Genomic DNA, 15,747 nt, shown 5'->3' with positions numbered 1-15,747 from the left:
GACCCGGATCGCGCGAGGGGGCGTGGATGGGGGACGTGCTGCACCTGACCGGCCCGGTCGTCCTGGACGACGACCGGGTCGTCGGCGAGGCGTGGGTCATCGGCGGGCGGCTGACGTTCGACCGGCCGGGCGGGGACTGGACGTCGGTCGACGGGTGGGTGGTCCCGGGCCTGGTGGACGTGCACTGCCACATCGGGCTCGCCGCCGAGGGGGCCGTCGACCGGGCCACCGCCGAGGCGCAGGCGGTGGCCGACCGGGAGGCCGGGGTGCTGCTGGTCCGCGACGCCGGCTCGCCCGCCGACACCGGGTGGGTGCACGCCCGCGAGGACCTGCCGCGGCTGATCCGCGCCGGGCGGCACCTCGCGCTGCCGAAGCGGTACCTGCGGCACTACGGGCGGGAGCTCGCGTCCGCCGACGCGCTGCCGGGCGCCGTGGCCGAGGAGGCGGCGCGGGGCGACGGCTGGGTCAAGCTCGTCGCCGACTGGATCGACCGGGACCTCGGCCCCGACGGCGACCTGCGGCCGCTGTGGCCGGACGACGTGCTGGCGTCCGCGGTGCGGGTCGCGCACGAGGCGGGGGCCCGGGTCACGGCGCACACCTTCTCGGGCGAGGCGCTCGACGGGCTCCTGGACGCGGGCGTCGACTGCCTCGAGCACGCCACCGGCGCGGAGGACCGGCACATCGCCCGCATCGCGGCGGCCGGCATCCCGGTGACGGCGACGCTGCTGCAGGTGGCCCAGTTCGGGGAGATCGCCGGGCGGGCCGAGAAGTACCCGGTGTACGCAGCCCGGATGCGGCGGATGCACGCGCGCCGGTACGCGCACGTCCGCGACCTGCACGACGCAGGGGTGCCGATCCTGGTCGGCACCGACGCGGGCGGCACGATCGGGCACGGGCGGATCGCGGACGAGGCGGCCGAGCTGGTCGCGGCGGGGCTCCCCGCGCGCGAGGTGGTGGCGGCGGCGTCGTGGCGGACCCGGGCGTGGCTCGGGGTGCCGGGGCTCGCCGAGGGGGAGAGCGCGGACCTCGTGGTGTACGACGCGGACCCGCGGGAGGACATCGGGGTGCTCGCGGCGCCGCGCGCGGTGGTGCTGCGCGGGGCGCGGGTGGCGTGACGGGCGCGGCTCAGGCGGGCGCGTCGCCCTGCGCCACCTGCAGCACCCGGGTCCGGGCGTGCGCCGCGGGGTCGTCCGTGATCGGCCGCCCGTCGAGCCAGCACCGCACCGCGTGCGCCAGCTCGTCGGGGTGGCTGTAGTTCATCGCGTGCGCCGCGCCCAGGATCACGACCACCGTCAGGTGTCCCGGCCCGAGGTGCGCGAGCTCCCGCACCCGGTGCGGCGGCGGCATCAGCGGGTCGCGCGACCCGACCACCGCGAGCGTCGGCACCGGGGTGCGCAGCAGCCGCTCCAGGGACGGGAACTGCACCATCTCCCGGAACGCGGCCAGCGCGGGCACCGCGCCGTAGTGCGCGTAGTCCGGCAGCGAGTACCGGCCCATCCGCACGTCCTCGCGGACCGAGTCGCGGAGCAGCTGGACCACGGCGCGCGCCAGCGGCTGGTTGTGCGCGCCGCCGGCGGGGGAGGCGAGCACGATCCCCGCGACCCGGTCCGGTGCGCGGTGCGCGGCCTCCAGGCTCACCGGCCCGCCCATCGAGTTGCCGACGAGCACCACCCGGTCCAGGTCCAGCGCGTCGAGGGTGCCGAGCAGGGCGTCCGCGAGGTGCGGGATCGACAGCGGCGGCCGCGGGCCGGGGCTCGCGCCGTGGCCGGGCAGGTCGGGGACGTACGTCGTGCCGCGGTCGGCCAGCGCGGCGGCGGTCGGCAGCAGGTACCGGCCCGACACCGCGAACCCGTGCACGTGCACCAGCGGCGTGGCCCCCGGGACCTCGGGGCCGACGCGCACCGTGACGGGGCGCCCGGCGACCTCCACCTCGCGCGTCTCCCAGTCCACGGCGGTCATGCCGCGATCGTGGCAGCGCGCGGGCGGCGGCGACGCACCCGGCGCGGGTGACCCTCCGGCGGGCGGGGTCGGCACGCTCGGGCGGCCGGGTCCCGTTCCCCTCCCGGTTCTCGCCGGCCCGCCCGATCCGGCGGGTGGTTCCGCGAGAATCGGTGGGGGTCGTGGGGCGGGAAGCAGCGTGACCCGGGGCACGCGCGCGCAGGGTCGCCCGCACCGGCGGCGGTCTGGCACAATGGCCTGCTGTACTCGGCGCGCGCGGCCCCTCTACCCGCTCGATGCCGTGTCCTCCAGGCCGGACCGGACCGCATGCCCCACGTGCGAACCGCGACGGCCGCCTCGCAGACATCCAGGAGAAGACCACACCGTGGCCACCAAGATCCGCCTCAAGCGTCTCGGCAAGATCCGGGCGCCGTACTACCGCGTCGTCGTCGCGGACTCCCGCACCAAGCGTGACGGTCGCGTCATCGAGGAGATCGGCAAGTACCACCCGACCGAGGAGCCGTCGCTCATCGACATCTCCTCGGAGCGCGCGCAGTACTGGCTGTCCGTCGGCGCCCAGCCGACCGAGCAGGTCCTGGCGCTCCTCAAGGTCACCGGCGACTGGCAGAAGTTCAAGGGCCTCCCGGGCGCCGAGGGCACCCTGCGCACGAAGGCCGCCCCGGCCGACGTGAAGGCCGCTGTCGACGCCGTCGCCGCGGACGCCGAGAAGGCCAAGGCCAAGGCGTCCGAGAAGAAGGCCGCCGCGGCCGAGGCACCGGCCGCCGACGAGGCGCCGGCCGAGGACGAGCAGGCCTGATGCTCGCCGACGCGCTGGAGCACCTGGTCCGGGGCATCGTCGACCACCCGGACGACGTGCGGGTCGACGCCCGCACGCTCCGCCGCGGTGACCTGCTCGAGGTCCGGGTGCACCCGGACGACCTCGGGCGGGTCATCGGCCGCGGCGGCCGGACCGCCCGCGCGCTGCGCACCGTCGTCGGCGCGCTGTCGTCCGAGGGTCCGGTCCGCGTGGACGTCGTGGACGTCGCCCGGCGGTGAGCCGCGCACCCGGTCGGCCTCGCGCCGGCCGGTGAGACACCGGCACAGGCCCGGTCCCGAGCAGGGGCCGGGCCTGTGTCGTGCCCGCACCCGTACGCTGGTCCGGCCCGGAGCCGGACCCCCCGAGAGGAACCCCATGCTGCTGACGGTCGCCCGGATCGGCCGCGCGCACGGCCTGCGCGGCGAGGTCGCCCTCGACGTGCGCACCGACGACCCCGCGGCGCGCCTCGCGGCCGGTGCGGTGCTCGCGACGGAGCCCGCCGACCGCGGCCCCCTGACGGTCGCGCGCACCCGCGAGCAGCAGGGGCGCTGGTACGTCACGTTCGCGGAGGCGCCCGACCGCACCGCGGCCGAGGCGCTGCGGGGCGTCGACCTGGTCGTGGAGGTCGCGGACGACGCGAGCACCGCCGACGACGACGAGGACGCCTGGTACCCGCACGAGCTCGCCGGGCTGCGCGCCGAGCACGTCGACGGCCGGCTGCTCGGCGAGGTCGTCGGTCTGGAGCACCTGCCGGCGCAGGACGCCCTGGTGCTGCGGGAGCCCGACGGCGCGCGGACGCTGGTGCCGTTCGTGCGCGCGATCGTGCCGGTCGTGGACGTCCCCGGCGGCCGGGTGGTGCTGGACCCGCCCGGCGGGCTGCTGGCGTCGGACGCGGCGAACCTCGTGGTCAGCGACGAGACGCGCGGCGACGCGACGGGGGACGACGACTGACGTGCGCATCGACATCGTCTCGATCTTCCCGGACTACCTGAGCCCGCTCGGCCTGTCGCTGGTGGGCAAGGCCCGCACGAGCGGCCTGGTCGACCTGCGCGTGCACGACCTGCGCGACTGGACCACCGACCGGCACCGCACCGTCGACGACACCCCGTTCGGCGGCGGCGCCGGCATGGTGATGAAGCCCGACGTCTGGGGCGCGGCCCTCGACGACCTGGTGACCGAGGGCAGCCACCTGCTGCTGCCGACGCCGTCCGGCGCCCCGCTCACCCAGCGGCACGCGGAGGCGTGGGCCGCCGACGCGCACCTCGTGATCGCCTGCGGGCGGTACGAGGGCATCGACGCCCGGGTCGCGGCGCACTACGCGTCCCGGCCGGGCGTGCGGGTCAGCGAGTACTCCATCGGCGACTACGTGCTCAACGGCGGCGAGGTGGCGGCGATGGTGCTCGTCGAGGCCGTCGTCCGGCTGCTGCCGGGGGTCGTCGGCAACCCGCACTCGCTCGTGGAGGAGTCGCACGGTGCCGCCAGCCTCCTCGAGTACCCCGTGTACACGAAGCCGCCGGCCTGGCGGGACCTCGAGGTCCCCGAGGTGCTGCTGTCCGGGCACCACGGCCGCGTCGAGCGCTGGCGCCGCGACCAGGCGCTCACCCGCACCGCCGCGCGCCGGCCGGACCTGCTCGCGCGGCTCGCGCCGGCCGACCTCGACAAGGCCGACCGCGCGGTGCTGACCGACCTCGGGTGGGTCGTGGGCGACGACGGGCCCGTGCCGGCGGGGGAGTAGCGGCCCCGGTTTCGACCGCGGGGGCTCGGCTGTGGCACACTTGACGGTCGGTGCCCGACGGCCCCGCCTCTGCCACAGGGGAGGCGACCACGGCCCGCCGAGCGATCGGCCGCGCACCGCACCTCATGCCACCCGGCGCCCCAGGCGCCGACGATGACGCGCGTGACCTGTGGCACGGCGGGAAAGCGACACACGATGTCCCACATCCTCGACTCGATCGACGCGGCTTCGCTGCGCACCGACGTCCCCGACTTCCGCCCCGGCGACACGCTGAAGGTGAACGTCAAGGTCGTCGAGGGCAACCGCTCCCGCGTCCAGGTCTTCCAGGGCGTCGTGATCGCCCGCCAGGGCGACGGCATCCGCGAGACCTTCACGGTCCGCAAGGTCTCGTTCGGCGTCGGCGTCGAGCGCACCTTCCCGGTGCACTCCCCGACCCTGGAGTCCATCGAGGTCTTCACCCGCGGTGACGTCCGTCGCGCGAAGCTGTACTACCTGCGCAACCTCCGCGGCAAGAAGGCCAAGATCAAGGAGAAGCGCGACGCGGTCCCGGCCAAGCAGGCCTGAGACCTCCGCAGCACGCCGACGGGCGGTCACCCCTCACGGGGGTGGCCGCCCGTCGGTCGTGCCGGAGAGGTTCGGTGCGGACCGGCGCGTGGGTGTGGGCGCGGGTCCGACGACGTGGGAGAGTGATCCGGTGACGGACCAGCACGCAGCACCCGCCGGCCACGAGGCGGCCGGCAGGTCCGAGGAGCGACGGCGCGGACCCGTCACCTCCTTCCTGCGGGAGACCGCGATCATCCTCGTCAGCGCGATCGTGCTGTCGTGGCTGGTCAAGACGTTCCTCGCGCAGGCCTTCTTCATCCCGAGCGCGTCGATGCACGACACCCTGCTCGAGGGCGACCGCGTGCTCGTGAGCAAGCTCGCGCCCGGGCCGCTCGACATCCACCGGGGCGACATCGTCGTGTTCTCGGACCCCGGCGGCTGGCTGGACCAGCAGACCGTCCCGGAGACCAACGTCGTCCAGGACGCCCTCATCGCGATCGGCCTCATGCCGCAGCAGTCCGAGGACCACCTCATCAAGCGCGTCATCGGCCTGCCCGGGGACCGGGTCGCCTCGACGGGCGACGGGTCGCCCCTCACCGTGAACGGCGAGCCGGTCGACGAGTCCGAGTACCTCGCGCCCGGCGCCAGCCCGAGCCACATCGCGTTCGACGTCGTGGTGCCCTCCGGGTCCGTCTGGGTCATGGGCGACAACCGGCAGCAGTCCGCGGACTCGCGGTTCCACCTCGGCGACCCCGGTGGCGGCTCCGTGCCGATCGACGACGTCGTCGGCACCGCGTTCGTCAAGCTGTGGCCCCTCGACCGGATCGGGCTGCTGCGCAACCCGGGCGACGTGTTCGCCGACGTCCCGGACCCGTCGTGACCGCCGCCGGACGGGCGCGCACCGCCTGGAACCGGGCTGCGCCGACGCTCCGGGTGGAGCGCCAGATCATCCGGGACGGCGTCCCGGCCCTCGCGTGCGCCGACGAGGTCGGGCGGGGCAGCCTCAGCGGCCCCGTGACCGTGGGCGTCGTCGTGGTGACCGCCGAGAGCCGCGCCGTGCCGCAGGGCGTCCGGGACTCCAAGCTGCTGAGCGCCACCGAGCGCGAGCGGCTCGCCCCCCTCATCCGCCGCTGGGCCGCCTGCTGGTCGGTCGGGCACGCCGAGCCCGCCGAGATCGACGCGTACGGCATCATCGCGGCCCTGCGCCTGGCCGCGCACCGGGCCCTCGCGGGGCTCGAGACCGCGCCGGGTGCCCTGCTGCTCGACGGCAACCACGACTACGTGACCACACCGGCGCAGGACGCGCTGATCGGGCCACCGGCCGTGCTCGACGTCGTGCCGCCCGTGCGGACGATCGTGAAGGCGGACCTGCGGTGCGCCGCCGTCGCCGCCGCGAGCATCCTCGCGAAGACCGAGCGCGACGCGATCATGACCCGGCTGCACGACGACCACCCCGAGTACGGGTGGGCCGAGAACAAGGGCTACTCCGCGCCCGAGCACCTGGCGGCGCTGCGCCGGCTCGGGCCCACGCCGCACCACCGGACGTCCTGGCGGCTGCCGGGCGTCGAGGCGGGTGCGGGGGTGGGTGCGGGCACCGCCGCGGGCGTGCCGGGCGCCGCCGCGCTCGACGACGCGCTGCTGGCCGGCGAGCCGCTGACGCTCGACGTCGCGGGCTGACGTCGCGGCCCGGCGCGGGCGCCCGTTGCGGGCCGATGTGCCCGGATGGGGGATGATGGGTCGGTGAGCGCCGAGGACCTGGAGAACTACGAGACCGAGATGGAGCTCGCGCTGTACCGCGAGTACCGCGATGCCGTCGGCCTCTTCTCGTACGTCGTCGAGACCGAGCGCCGGTTCTACCTGGCGAACCACGTGGACCTGCAGGTCCGCTCCGCGGCGGGCGAGGTGTACTTCGAGCTGACGCTCGCCGACGCGTGGGTGTGGGACGTCTACCGGTCCGCGCGGTTCGTGAAGTCCGTGCGCGTGGTGACGTTCAAGGACGTCAACGTCGAGGAGCTGGTCAAGGCCGACCTGGATCTCGGCTCGGGCGGCGGCTTCGGGCGGTAGCCCTCCCGCTCGGGGGGCGGGCGCCGAGTCCTCCACAGGCGCGGCTGCGCGCGTCGTCCCCAGCACCGCCGGGGCGGGGCGGCGGGTCGCCTCCCGGCCCCGGCAGCCTCGGTGCCGGAGGTGGTGCCGATGCGCACGCGGAACGAGACGGGCCGGCTGGGTGAGGACCTGGCGGCGCGGCTGCTGGAGAACGAGGGTTGGACGGTCCTCGACCGGAACTGGTTCGGGCCGGGCGGCGAGCTCGACCTCGTCGCCCTCGACCCCGACGAGGACGCCGTCGTCGGCGTCGAGGTGAAGACGCGCCGGACGGCGACCTACGGGACGCCGCACGAGGCCGTGACGCCGCGGAAGGTGCAGCGGCTGCGCGTCCTGCTCGCCGCCTGGCTCGCGGAGCACGACGTGCACGCCGGCTCGATCCGGCTCGACCTCGTGGCCGTGGAGCTGCGCGACGGGCGCCCGCCCCGTGCCGAGCACCTCGCGGGCATCGGCTGATGGCGCTCGGGCGCACCCGGGCCGTCGGGCTCGTCGGGCTCACCGGGCACCTGGTCGAGGTCGAGGCGCACCTCGCGCCGTCGCTGCCCGCCTTCGCGCTGGTCGGGCTGCCGGACGCCTCGCTCGCCGAGGCGCGGGACCGCGTGCGGGCGGCCGTCGGGTCCACCGGCCTCACCTGGCCGAACCGCCGCATCACGGTCAACCTGTCGCCCGCCGCCCTGCCCAAGTCGGGGCCTGGGTTCGACCTCGCGGTCGCCGTCGCCGTGCTCGCCGCGGCCGAGCTCCTGGAGGCGCCGCGGGCCGCGGGCGTCGTGCACCTCGGCGAGCTCGGCCTGGACGGGCGCCTCCGCCCCGTGCGGGGCGTCCTGCCGGCCGTCGCCGCCGCCGTCGCCGCCGGGCACCCCGACGTCGTCGTCCCGGAGGCCGACGCGCCCGAGGCCGCCCTGGTCCCGGGCGCGCGCGTCGTCGCCTGCCGGAGCCTCGCAGAGGTCGTCCGGCGGTACGGCGGGGCCGTCGCCGTCCCGGACGTCCCAGCCGTGCCGCCCGCACGGGTCGGCGGGGCGCACCGCGCCCCGTCCGGGGACCTCGCCGACGTGCTCGGGCAGGGTGAGGCCCGTGCGGCCGTCGAGGTCGCCGCGGCGGGCGGGCACCACCTGCTGCTCGTGGGGCCGCCCGGGGCGGGCAAGACCATGCTGGCCTCCCGGCTCCCCGGGCTGCTGCCCGACCTGGACGAGGCCGAGGCCGTCGAGGTCACCGCCGTGCACTCGGTGGCCGGCACGTTCGACCCCGACGGCGGGCTGCTGCACCGGCCCCCTTACGAGGACCCGCACCACACCGCGACGCCCGCCAGCATCGTCGGCGGCGGCTCCGGGATGCCGCGGCCGGGCGCGGCGTCCCGGGCGCACCGCGGGGTGCTGTTCCTCGACGAGGCCCCTGAGTTCCCGACGGCCGTCCTGCAGACGCTCCGGCAGCCGCTCGAGCACGGCGAGGTCGTCGTGCACCGCGCAGCCGGCGCCGCCCGCTACCCGGCGCGGTTCCAGCTCGTCCTCGCGGCCAACCCCTGCCCGTGCGGGCGGGCCGTCGGGACCGGGATCGCGTGCACCTGCCGCTCGCTCGAGCGGCGGCGGTACTTCGGCAAGATCTCCGGGCCGCTGCTCGACCGCGTCGACGTCCAGGTCGAGGTCCCCGCGGTCCGGAGGGCCGAGCTCGGGGAGCCCGCCGAGAGCACCGCCACCGTCGCCGCGCGCGTCGCCGCCGCCCGGAGCGCCCAGGCCGGACGGTGGTCGGGGACCCCCTGGCGGCTCAACGGCGACGTGCCGGGGCGGGTGCTCCGTGACCGGCTGGGACCGGGCCGCGCGCTGCTCGGGCTCGTCGACCGGGGGATCGACCGGGGCACGCTCACCCTCCGCGGCGCCGACCGGGTGCTGCGCCTGGCCTGGACCGTCGCCGACCTCGCGGGCCGCGCGGCCCCCTCGACGGACGACGTCGGACGGGCCGTCGCGCTGCGCACCCGGGGGCAGGGGGCGTGAGCGCGGAGAAGAGTGTGGCCGCCGAGCGGGGCGGCGAGGCGTGGGCTCGGGCCGCGTGGAGCATCGTCGCGGAGCCCGGCGACACGACGGCGGGTGCCGTCGTGGCTGCCCTGGGCGCCCCGGCGGCGCTCGCCTGGGCGCTCTGGGCGGTGACGGCGACGCCGACGGAGGCCGCGCGCCGGCTGCGCGAGCTGGCGCGTGCCGACGCCGGGACAGCCGCCTCGGCCGAGACCGACGGGGGACTCGGACCGGTCGGTGCGGGTGCCGCCGACCCCTGGCCGGCGGGCACCCACCGCGTGCTCGCACGGGCGGTGCCCCGCTGGGCTGCGGCTGGCGGACCTCGACCCTCGACCTGCGCTGGACGACCTCGCGGCGCGGGGCGGCATCCTCCTGGTGCCGGGCGATCCGGCCTGGCCGCGCGCGCTCGACGACCTCGGGCCTGCCGCGCCGCTCTGCCTCTGGGTCCGCGGCGACCCGGACCTCGCGGGCGCGGCGGCGCGGTCGGCGGCGGTCGTCGGGGCCCGGGCGGCCACGGCCTACGGCGAGCGCGTCGCGGGCGACCTCGGTGCCGGGCTGGCCGACCGGGGCGTCACCGTGGTCTCGGGCGGGGCGTTCGGCGTCGACGTCGCCGCCCACCGCGGCGCCCTGGCGGTGGGCGGGCAGACGGTCGCGCTACTCGCGGGCGGCATCGACCGCCCGTCGCCGGCGGGCAACCTCGCCGTCCTGGAGCGGATCGTCGACGCCGGGGGCGCCCTCGTCGCCGAGAGCCCGCCCGGCACGCCGCCGAGCCGCGCCCGGTTCCTCCAGCGCAACCGCGTCATCGCGGGGCTCGCGAGGGCGACCGTGGTCGTCGAGGCCGCGTGGCGCAGCGGGGCGCTGAGCACCGCCGCGCGCGCGGGCGAGCTGCTGCGTCCCGTCGGCGCCGTGCCCGGCCCCGTCACGTCCGTCGCGTCCGCCGGGTGCCACCGGCTGCTGCGGGACGGAGCGGCCGTGTGCGTGACCGACGCGGCGGAGGTCGTCGAGCTGCTCGACCCGCCGGACGCGGGCGGCGAGGCGGACGGCCGCGCGGCGTCGGGGTCGGGGTCGGTGCTGGAACCCTCGGGCGCGGGTCGGCCGCCGGGTCCCGCCGACCGGTCGGACAGCCCCGCGGCCCGCACCCTCGACGCGCTCGACCGCCGGCGGGCCCGCACCGTGGCGGAGGTCGCCCGGCGTTCCGGCCTCGGCGAGGGCGAGGTGGTCGCGGCGCTCGGCCTGCTCGAGCTCGCGGGGGACGCGACCCCGGTGGCGGGGCGGTGGCGTCGGGGTGGTGAGCCGCCGCGAGGTGGCGGGGCGGTGGCGCCGGGGTGGTGACCCGCCGTGGGGCGGCGCCGTGTCGGTGTGCCGTGCGGCCGCGGCACGGAGCGGTGGTGCTCGAACCGACGCGCTGAGCCGCGCGGGCACGACCGGGAGGTAAAACCACACATTCGGTCGGTGACGCACGCGTTCTGCGGGCGGAGGCCTTCGGGGCGGCCGCGGTTCACCCGTGCGGCCCCTCGTCAGCGGGCCGCGGCTGCGCTCCGGCGATTTCGCGCGTGGGAAAACGCATTCACCCGCCCGGCGCACATCCAGCGCCGCCCCGAGGTGTCCGACAGGTGGACGCGAACGCCGCGGAACCGCTGCCGAACGGTAGGAAATTGCGTCGTGGAATCGGACATTTGACCGTGATTCGTACAGGGGTGGGTGAAACGCGCCACAGACCGCTTGTCGCCCGGAGGTGTGACAGGTGACCGTAGTGCCGTGCACACGGGGGCTGCAGCGGGACCGGGCCGGGGGACATCCCCGGTGACCGACGCGTTCGCGCTCCACCTGCGCACCCAGCGCGGCCTCTCCGAGAACACCGTGCGGGCCTACCTCGGCGACCTGGAGCACCTCGCGGGGTACGCGCGGCGCCACGGCGTGGCCGACCTGCTCGCCGTCGACCTCACGGTCCTGCGCGGCTGGCTCGCCTCGATGGCGACCGCCGAGCGCAGCCGCGCCACGCTCGCCCGGCGCGGCGCCGCCGCCCGCACGTTCTACGCCTGGGCGGCGCGGACCGCCCGCGTCGCGCAGGACCCGGCGCTGCGTCTGGCGAGCGCCCGCCCGGCGTCGCACCTGCCGACCGTGCTCGACCAGGGCGCGGCCGCCGCGCTGCTCGACACCGCCCGGGTGCGCGCGGACGACGGCGACCCGGTGCACCTGCGGGACTGGGCGGCGCTCGAGCTGCTGTACGCGACCGGCGCGCGCGTCGGCGAGCTGTGCGGCGCGGACGTCGACGACCTGGACCTGGCGACGCGCACGATGCGCCTCACCGGCAAGGGCGACAAGCAGCGAGTCGTCCCGGTCGGGGAGCTGGCGGTCGAGGCGGTCGAGGCCTGGCTGGCCCGCGGCCGGCCGGCGCTCGCCACGGAGACCTCCGGCCCGGCGCTCCTGCTCGGCCGCCGCGGCGCCCGGGCGGACCAGCGCCAGCTGCGCCGGGCGGTGCACGACGTGTCGGCCGCCGCCGGGGTGAGCGACGTGGCCCCCCACGCGCTCCGGCACTCGGCCGCGACGCACCTGCTGGAGGGCGGCTCCGACCTCCGCAGCGTGCAGGAGGTGCTGGGGCACGCGAGCCTCGCCACCACCCAGCGCTACACCCACGTGACCGCGGACCGCCTCCGCGCGTCCTTCGAGCAGGCTCACCCCCGCGCATGACGTCCGAGATGGAGAGGCCCATGTCAGTTCCGGCTGAGGACACCGTCCCGCTGGCTGCCTCGTCGCGCCGTGCGCCCGGTGCGCCGTCCGCGCCCCTCGGGGTGATCCCGCGGCAGCAGTCGCTGGACACCGACGAGCTCGAGCTGGACGCCGCCGGTGTGGTCGCCGTGGCCGCCGAGGTCGCGGAGGCCGCGCTCGAGGACGTCGACCTCGAAGCCGTCGTCACGCTCACCGCGGTCGACGACCCGGAGCTGGACGACCTCGAGGCGCTCGCGGGCGCGGCGGCCGACCCGGTCGCCCTGGACTGGCAGCTGTTCAAGGCGGGCGGAGACCGCCTGGTCCGCGAGCGGCTGATCCTGCACTACGCCCCGCTGGTCACCGCCGTGGCCGGTCGCGTGGGCATGCGCCTGCCGGCGATGGTCGAGCAGGCCGACCTGGTGTCCTACGGCATGTTCGGCCTGATCGACGCGATCGAGAAGTACGAGCCCGGCCGGTCGGTCAAGTTCGAGACCTACGCGAGCGCCCGCATCCGCGGCGCGATCATCGACGAGCTCCGCGCGATGGACTGGATCCCGCGCTCGGTGCGGACCAAGGCCCGCGCGGTGGACCGCGCGTACGCCGAGCTCGAGAGCAGCCTGCACCGGGTCCCGACCGAGTCCGAGGTGGCCGCGCGGCTGCAGATGGACATCCGCGAGCTCCGGGCGCTGTTCACGCAGCTGTCGACCGTGAACGTCGCGGCGCTGGACGAGCTGCTAGGCGCGGGGGAGGACCGCGGCGACCGGCTGTCGCTGCTCGACACCCTCGGCGACGACCGCACGCCGGACCCCGAGAACTCCTTCGAGGCCCAGGAGACGAAGTTCCTGCTGGCCCGGGCGATCGACCAGCTCGGCGAGCGGGAGAAGCTCGTGCTGGTCCTCTACTACTACGAGGGCATGACGCTCGCCGAGATCGGCCGCGTCCTCGGGGTGACGGAGTCGCGCATCTCGCAGATGCACACCGCCGCCATGCTGCGCCTGCGCGCGCGGCTGACGGAGGCCGACCGCGGCTGACCCGCCGCGGGCGAGCAGGACGACCGGCCCGCCCCGGAGCAGCAGCATCGGGTCGAGGTAGACGTCGCCGTCGCGCACGCCCCAGTGCAGGCAGGTTCGGCTCGCAGTGGCTGCGGTCGGCGGTGACGGTGCCGATCACCGACCCCGCCGCGACCCGGTCGCCCGCGGCGACGGTCGCGGCGACCGGCTCGACGGAGCTCCGCAGACCGTCGTCGTGCCGGACGGTCAGCACGGGCCGGTCGACCACCACCCCGGCGAACGCCACCACCCCGGCGCGCGGCGCCAGCACGGGCGTCCCGACGGGTGCGTCGAGGTCGACGCCGCGGTGACCCGGAGCCCACGGCACCGCCGGGCCGTCGAACGGCTCGACGACGACGACCCGGGTCGACCGGAGCCCGCCACGCATCGGCGTGCGTCGCACCGACCGCCCGCGGCCGCCCCGGCCCGAGCGCGGCGTGGGCGAGCGGCAGCGGCACGGCGACGAGGGCGAGCAGCACGACGGCGGCGACGACGCGGCGGGGGAGCGGGACGGCGGGCACGGTCCGAGCGTCCAGGGACCGCGGCCCACGCGCAGGCCGGCCGCGACCGCCCTGGGGACGCGACGCGACCGTGGACCCTGTGGAGGACTCGGCACCCGCGTCGCGCCGCGTCGCGCACGTCACGCCGTCGCGGGCCTGCGCCGGTCCGGGCCCTGGTGCCCGTCCGGTAGACTCCTTCCTGCGACCGGTACGTGCCGGTCGACATCGCGCGTCATCACCGACGCTCACACCCCACCGCCCCGGCGGGACAGGTGCGTGCGGAGGGCCGGCGCCGGCAGCGGTCCGGGTCCCCGAGGGGCCCGGTGTCGGCAAGGGCGTGGCGCCAGGGGTGCTTCCCGCTCGGGAGGCGCCGACAACCGGACGAGCGGGTGCGCCGAGGCGGGCCCGCGATCACTGTGCGCGCCCCCGACGCGGGCGCGCGGAAGGACCACCATGGCCGTCGTGACCATGCGCCAGCTGCTCGAGAGCGGTGTCCACTTCGGGCACCAGACCCGCCGCTGGAACCCCAAGATGAAGCGCTTCATCTTCACCGAGCGCAACGGCATCTACATCGTCGACCTGCAGCAGTCGCTGTCCTACATCGACCGCGCGTACGACTTCGTCAAGGAGACGGTCGCCCACGGCGGCACCATCCTGTTCGTCGGCACGAAGAAGCAGGCCAAGGAGCCGGTGGCCGAGCAGGCCGCCCGCGTCGGGATGCCCTACGTCAACCAGCGCTGGCTGGGCGGCATGCTCACCAACTTCCAGACGGTGAACAAGCGCCTGCAGCGCCTCAAGGAGCTCGAGCTCATCGACTTCGACGACGTCGCGGGGAGCGCGTACACGAAGAAGGAGCTCCTCATCATGCGTCGCGAGAAGGACAAGCTCGCGAAGACGCTGGGCGGCATCCGCGACATGACCCGGACCCCGTCCGCGGTCTGGATCGTCGACACCAACAAGGAGCACCTGGCCGTCGACGAGGCGCGCAAGCTCGGCATCCCGATCGTCGCGATCCTCGACACCAACTGCGACCCGGACGTCGTCGACTACCCGATCCCGGGCAACGACGACGCGATCCGCGCCGTGCAGCTGCTGACCCGCGTGATCGCGGACGCGGCCGCCGAGGGCACGCTGCAGCGCCACTCGGGCCGCCAGGGTGGCGCCGAGGCCGCGTCGGCCGAGTCCGAGCCGCTGGCCGAGTGGGAGCGCGAGCTCCTGGCCGGTGCCGAGGAGTCGCTGGCCGCCACGCAGGCGACCGCCGACGAGGCCCCCGCGGGCGAGGCCACCCCGGCCGAGGGCGCTGCCACCCCGGGTCAGGACGCCGCTCCGGCCGTCGAGGCCGCTGCCGAGGCCGCCGCCACGGAGACCGCCGCCGCCGAGTCCGAGGGCGACGCCGAGTCCAAGTGACCCGGTCCGCCGATCGCACGTACTGACGAGAAGGACGGAACAGATGGCCAACTACTCCATGGCCGACATCAAGGCGCTCCGCGAGAAGACCGGCGCGGGCATGATGGACGTCAAGAAGGCGCTCGAGGAGGCGGAGGGCGACGCCGACAAGGCGCTCGAGATCATCCGCGTCAAGGGCCTGAAGGGCGTCTCCAAGCGTGAGGGCCGTTCGGCCTCCGACGGCCTGGTCGCGGCCGAGGTCGTCACCGCCGGCGACGGCGAGGACGAGGTCGGCGTGATCGTCGAGGTGAACTCGGAGACGGACTTCGTCGCCAAGAACGCCACGTTCATCACCCTGTCGGAGAAGGTGCTCGCCACGGCGGTCGCCTCCGGCGCCCGCGACGCCGACGCGCTGCTCTCGGCCGACGTCGACGGCAAGTCGCTGCAGGAGGTCGTCGACGAGACGGCCGCCGTGCTCGGCGAGAAGGTCGTCGTGCGCCGCGTCGCCCGCGTCGCCGGCGAGAAGGTCTCGGTCTACCTGCACAAGGTGAACAAGGACCTCCCCCCGCAGGTCGGCGTGCTCGTCGCGACCGACGCCAAGGGCGCCGAGGTGGCCCGCGACATCGCGACGCACATCGCCGCGTTCTCGCCGTCCTACCTGACCCGCGACGAGGTCCCGGCCGAGACGGTCGAGAACGAGCGCCGCATCGCCGAGGAGACCGCCCGCAACGAGGGCAAGCCCGAGGCCGCGCTGCCGAAGATCGTCGAGGGCCGCCTGACCGGCTACTTCAAGGACGTCGTCCTCCTGGACCAGCCGTTCGCGAAGGACTCGAAGAAGTCGATCGCCCAGGTGCTCGCCGAGGTCGGCGGCACGGTGACCGGCTTCGTGCGGTTCCGCGTCGGCGCCTGACGACGCCACACCCGGTGGCCCCGGCCCTGATGGGCCGGGGCCACCGGCGCGAGATCC

Annotated in this window: 17 protein-coding genes and 1 pseudogene; 16 read left to right on the top strand and 2 right to left on the bottom strand. The window is 76.2% G+C overall.

The window, feature by feature from the left end; all coding sequences use genetic code 11:
- The first annotated feature begins 26 nt into the window (after positions 1 to 26).
- Entirely contained in the window at positions 27 to 1,115 is a 1,089-nt protein-coding gene (locus FKM96_RS02355; protein ID WP_147793879.1) for an amidohydrolase family protein, read from the top strand.
- Between the two features lie 10 nt (positions 1,116 to 1,125).
- On the opposite strand, the gene FKM96_RS02350 is transcribed toward FKM96_RS02355, so the two are convergent.
- On the bottom strand, positions 1,126 to 1,959 hold the full coding sequence (locus FKM96_RS02350; RefSeq protein WP_147793878.1) for an alpha/beta fold hydrolase: 834 nt from the start codon (positions 1,957 to 1,959) through the stop codon (positions 1,126 to 1,128).
- A gap of 364 nt (positions 1,960 to 2,323) precedes the next feature.
- Between FKM96_RS02350 and rpsP the strand changes: the two genes are divergently transcribed.
- The 13 genes from rpsP to whiG all read left to right on the top strand — a co-directional run bounded on the left by rpsP (position 2,324) and on the right by whiG (position 12,876).
- Positions 2,324 to 2,755, top strand: a complete 432-nt coding sequence (gene rpsP / locus FKM96_RS02345) for a 30S ribosomal protein S16 (RefSeq protein WP_147793877.1) — start codon at positions 2,324 to 2,326, stop codon at positions 2,753 to 2,755.
- The gene (locus FKM96_RS02340; RefSeq protein WP_147793876.1) at positions 2,755 to 2,994 is read left to right on the top strand and encodes an RNA-binding protein; all 240 of its coding nucleotides are present in this window, start codon (positions 2,755 to 2,757) and stop codon (positions 2,992 to 2,994) included. Before rpsP ends, FKM96_RS02340 begins: the two co-directional genes overlap by 1 nt.
- 136 nt (positions 2,995 to 3,130) lie before the next feature.
- Positions 3,131 to 3,706 carry a ribosome maturation factor RimM gene (gene rimM, locus FKM96_RS02335; protein WP_147793875.1) on the top strand — a complete coding sequence of 192 codons (576 nt, stop codon included), beginning with the start codon at positions 3,131 to 3,133 and terminating at the stop codon, positions 3,704 to 3,706.
- Position 3,707: 1 nt separating this feature from the next.
- Positions 3,708 to 4,490, top strand: coding sequence for a tRNA (guanosine(37)-N1)-methyltransferase TrmD (gene trmD / locus FKM96_RS02330; RefSeq protein ID WP_147793874.1), 783 nt, complete (start codon positions 3,708 to 3,710; stop codon positions 4,488 to 4,490).
- A 195-nt stretch (positions 4,491 to 4,685) separates the two neighbouring features.
- Positions 4,686 to 5,054 carry a 50S ribosomal protein L19 gene (rplS, locus tag FKM96_RS02325; RefSeq protein ID WP_147793873.1) on the top strand — a complete coding sequence of 123 codons (369 nt, stop codon included), beginning with the start codon at positions 4,686 to 4,688 and terminating at the stop codon, positions 5,052 to 5,054.
- 130 nt (positions 5,055 to 5,184) lie between these two features.
- On the top strand, positions 5,185 to 5,913 hold the full coding sequence (lepB, locus tag FKM96_RS02320; RefSeq protein WP_246855159.1) for a signal peptidase I: 729 nt from the start codon (positions 5,185 to 5,187) through the stop codon (positions 5,911 to 5,913).
- A complete protein-coding gene (locus FKM96_RS02315; RefSeq protein WP_210417348.1) occupies positions 5,910 to 6,710 on the top strand; it encodes a ribonuclease HII in 801 nt (266 codons plus the stop codon). The genes lepB and FKM96_RS02315 overlap by 4 nt, the downstream gene beginning before the upstream one ends.
- A gap of 63 nt (positions 6,711 to 6,773) precedes the next feature.
- Positions 6,774 to 7,097: a DUF2469 domain-containing protein gene (locus tag FKM96_RS02310; protein ID WP_147793871.1), complete on the top strand. Its 324-nt coding sequence runs from the start codon at positions 6,774 to 6,776 to the stop codon at positions 7,095 to 7,097.
- 129 nt (positions 7,098 to 7,226) lie between these two features.
- Positions 7,227 to 7,589: a YraN family protein gene (locus FKM96_RS02305; RefSeq protein ID WP_147793870.1), complete on the top strand. Its 363-nt coding sequence runs from the start codon at positions 7,227 to 7,229 to the stop codon at positions 7,587 to 7,589.
- Positions 7,589 to 9,118, top strand: coding sequence for a YifB family Mg chelatase-like AAA ATPase (locus FKM96_RS02300; RefSeq protein ID WP_147793869.1), 1,530 nt, complete (start codon positions 7,589 to 7,591; stop codon positions 9,116 to 9,118). The genes FKM96_RS02305 and FKM96_RS02300 overlap by 1 nt, the downstream gene beginning before the upstream one ends.
- A 393-nt stretch (positions 9,119 to 9,511) precedes the next feature.
- Positions 9,512 to 10,468, top strand: a complete 957-nt coding sequence (dprA, locus tag FKM96_RS02295) for a DNA-processing protein DprA (RefSeq protein ID WP_371300474.1) — start codon at positions 9,512 to 9,514, stop codon at positions 10,466 to 10,468.
- 471 nt (positions 10,469 to 10,939) lie between these two features.
- Entirely contained in the window at positions 10,940 to 11,827 is an 888-nt protein-coding gene (locus tag FKM96_RS02290) for a tyrosine recombinase XerC (protein ID WP_246855158.1), read from the top strand.
- 20 nt (positions 11,828 to 11,847) lie between these two features.
- The gene (gene whiG / locus FKM96_RS02285; protein ID WP_147793867.1) at positions 11,848 to 12,876 is read left to right on the top strand and encodes an RNA polymerase sigma factor WhiG; all 1,029 of its coding nucleotides are present in this window, start codon (positions 11,848 to 11,850) and stop codon (positions 12,874 to 12,876) included.
- A gap of 166 nt (positions 12,877 to 13,042) precedes the next feature.
- Here the strand turns inward: whiG and FKM96_RS21225 are convergent.
- Positions 13,043 to 13,282, bottom strand: a pseudogene (locus tag FKM96_RS21225) (peptidoglycan DD-metalloendopeptidase family protein); the annotation flags it as partial.
- Between the two features lie 565 nt (positions 13,283 to 13,847).
- Between FKM96_RS21225 and rpsB the strand changes: the two are divergent.
- Positions 13,848 to 14,801, top strand: a complete 954-nt coding sequence (gene rpsB, locus FKM96_RS02275; protein WP_147793866.1) for a 30S ribosomal protein S2 — start codon at positions 13,848 to 13,850, stop codon at positions 14,799 to 14,801.
- 43 nt (positions 14,802 to 14,844) lie between these two features.
- The gene (gene tsf / locus FKM96_RS02270; RefSeq protein WP_147793865.1) at positions 14,845 to 15,690 is read left to right on the top strand and encodes a translation elongation factor Ts; all 846 of its coding nucleotides are present in this window, start codon (positions 14,845 to 14,847) and stop codon (positions 15,688 to 15,690) included.
- Positions 15,691 to 15,747 lie beyond the last annotated feature (57 nt).

The organism is Cellulomonas sp. Y8, from assembly GCF_008033115.1.
In the GTDB taxonomy this organism is placed as follows: Bacteria; Actinomycetota; Actinomycetes; order Actinomycetales; family Cellulomonadaceae; genus Cellulomonas.
Note: the sequence above shows the minus strand (reverse complement) of the source record. Positions and strands in the feature narration are given on the sequence as shown.

Excerpts from the sequence above, each read along its gene's own strand:
- rpsB (WP_147793866.1), top strand. The coding sequence starts at position 13,848 with ATGGCCGTCGTGACCATGCGCCAGCTGCTCGAGAGCGGTGTCCACTTC.
- FKM96_RS02340 (WP_147793876.1), top strand. The coding sequence starts at position 2,755 with ATGCTCGCCGACGCGCTGGAGCACCTGGTCCGGGGCATCGTCGACCAC.
- FKM96_RS02355 (WP_147793879.1), top strand. The coding sequence starts at position 27 with ATGGGGGACGTGCTGCACCTGACCGGCCCGGTCGTCCTGGACGACGAC.
- rimM (WP_147793875.1), top strand. The coding sequence starts at position 3,131 with ATGCTGCTGACGGTCGCCCGGATCGGCCGCGCGCACGGCCTGCGCGGC.
- tsf (WP_147793865.1), top strand. The coding sequence starts at position 14,845 with ATGGCCAACTACTCCATGGCCGACATCAAGGCGCTCCGCGAGAAGACC.
- rplS (WP_147793873.1), top strand. The coding sequence starts at position 4,686 with ATGTCCCACATCCTCGACTCGATCGACGCGGCTTCGCTGCGCACCGAC.
- whiG (WP_147793867.1), top strand. The coding sequence starts at position 11,848 with ATGTCAGTTCCGGCTGAGGACACCGTCCCGCTGGCTGCCTCGTCGCGC.
- FKM96_RS02305 (WP_147793870.1), top strand. The coding sequence starts at position 7,227 with ATGCGCACGCGGAACGAGACGGGCCGGCTGGGTGAGGACCTGGCGGCG.
- FKM96_RS02300 (WP_147793869.1), top strand. The coding sequence starts at position 7,589 with ATGGCGCTCGGGCGCACCCGGGCCGTCGGGCTCGTCGGGCTCACCGGG.
- FKM96_RS02350 (WP_147793878.1), bottom strand. The coding sequence starts at position 1,959 with ATGACCGCCGTGGACTGGGAGACGCGCGAGGTGGAGGTCGCCGGGCGC.